This is a genomic window from Photobacterium angustum (assembly GCF_003026365.1).
Classification (GTDB): Bacteria; Pseudomonadota; Gammaproteobacteria; order Enterobacterales; family Vibrionaceae; genus Photobacterium; species Photobacterium angustum.
The window spans coordinates 1-2,039 of sequence record NZ_PYOM01000042.1 but is presented as its reverse complement, the minus strand read 5'-3'; the positions used below and the strand labels follow the sequence as shown (position 1 = coordinate 2,039).

The following is a 2,039-nucleotide window of genomic DNA, read 5'->3' as shown; positions in this document are numbered from 1 at the left end:
CAACATACCCTGCGCCAAGCTCCATGTCTGTTGAAGATGCCTATCAATTAGGCGATTTACTCGTCGACCAATATAAAATAAAACAAGGGCAACCTTATTTGAAATACGCGGCAGATAAGGGGAATGCCAAAGCTGCTTTAGCTTATTCCAGAAGTTTCCAAACAAACATTATGGTTCAAAGTCCTAAACAACATGAATATGCAGTTAAAGCAGCTAAACTTGGAAGTGATGATGCTAAATTTGCTCTTTCATTTCCCAGCAATGTGTTCGGCGATCAAGAATCGTACAGGGCTGAGCAAATAAATACATTAAAAACAAGAGCAGAGAAAGGTGATGCAAAAGCCATGTATAGATTATCACTTCTGTATTCCGGCTCAGAAGACATGGAATGGAAGGAGAAAGCAGCTGAGCATGGTGATGCAAATGCACAATATGAACTGGGTAGACGTTATGAAGTTGGTAAAGGCTGGTTTTTCATACCTGGCAATCGAGAAAAAGAAGTAAAACGACTTTACAAGGCCTCTGCTGAACAGGGTAACTTTAGGGGGATGGAAGGTTATGCTTCTATAATTCACAAAGAAGGCCAAAATAAAAAAGCGTTAGATATTTGGATAAAGATGGCAAATACTGGAGATGCTGGTTCTATAATATTTCTTGCTGCACGGTACCTACATTCATTACCACAAATCACTTACCCTGAAAAAGACGAAGTGCTTGGAGCTGCTTACTCAAAAATATATCTTGATTCAATGGGTACAGACAAAGAGCATGACCTTTATGATATTTATAAAGAACAATACCTTGAAACAATGAGTCATTTATCTGATGCCCAGAAAAAACAAGTCAACGACTTTGCTAAAGAGTTCTTAAGTAAACATACGGTGAGAGTACTTCGCTAATCTTGTATAGCCCTTACATTCATTGCCTTAAGCGCTCCCTCTAATGGGAGCGTTTTTTATCGGTGAAAAAAATATGTAAACGGTAACTTGAATATGTATCTACGATTTATCCAGAAAATTTAAGATTTTAGGCCAATTATTGCCCAGTAATGATTAGGTGTATCCTTTACTATTGCAACTTATCAATAGCTTATACATTTAAGCTTTGTAACAGTAAAGGCCCCATAACAGCTTTGTAGGTAGGCAGTAATAAGGATCAATAAATAATGCAACAAGTAAAAATAGGTTACCGGTGGCTGTTATGTTTATGCCTGTTGTGTGCCTCACAAACACAGGCACAAACAACATACCCTGCGCCAAGCTCCATGTCTGTTGAAGATGCCTATCAATTAGGCGATTTACTCGTCGACCAATATAAAATAAAACAAGGGCAACCTTATTTGAAATACGCGGCAGATAAGGGGAATGCAAAAGCTGCTTTAGCTTATTCCAGAAGTTTCAAAACAAACATTATGGTTCAAAGCCCTAAACAACATGAATATGCAGTTAAAGCCGCTAAACTTGGAAGTGATGATGCTAAATTTGCTCTTTCATTTCCCAGCAATGTGTTCGGCGATCGAGAATCGTACAGGGCTGAGCAAATAAATACATTAAAAATAAGAGCAGAGAAAGGTAATGCAAAAGCCATGTATAGATTATCACTTCTGTATTCCGGCTCAGAAGATATGGAATGGAAGGAGAAAGCAGCTGAGCATGGTGATGCAAATGCACAATATGAACTGGGTAGACGTTATGAAGTTGGTAAAGGCTGGTTTTTCATACCTGGCAATCGAGAAAAAGAAGTAAAACGTCTTTACAAGGCCTCTGCTGAACAGTTTAACTTTAGGGGGATGGAAGGTTATGCTTCTATAATTTATGATGAGGGCAATAAAAAAGAAGCGTTAGATATTTGGATAAAGATGGCAAATACTGGAGATGCTGGTTCTATAATATTTCTTGCTGAACAGTACCTACATTCATTACCACAAATCACTTACCCTGAAAAAGACGAAGTGCTTGGTGCTGCTTACTCAAAAATATATCTTGATTCAATGGGCACAGATAAAAAACATGACCTTTATGATATTTATAAAGAACAAT

Annotated in this window: 2 protein-coding genes; both read left to right on the top strand. The window is 37.8% G+C overall.

Translation table 11 applies throughout. The features are described from left to right. On the top strand, positions 1-899 hold an 899-nt coding region (locus CTN01_RS22485), incomplete at its 5' end, for a tetratricopeptide repeat protein (protein ID WP_211317093.1). 266 nt (positions 900-1,165) lie between these two features. Further along, positions 1,166-2,039 (top strand): tetratricopeptide repeat protein (locus tag CTN01_RS22480; RefSeq protein WP_107342223.1); only part of this gene is annotated, 874 nt, incomplete at its 3' end.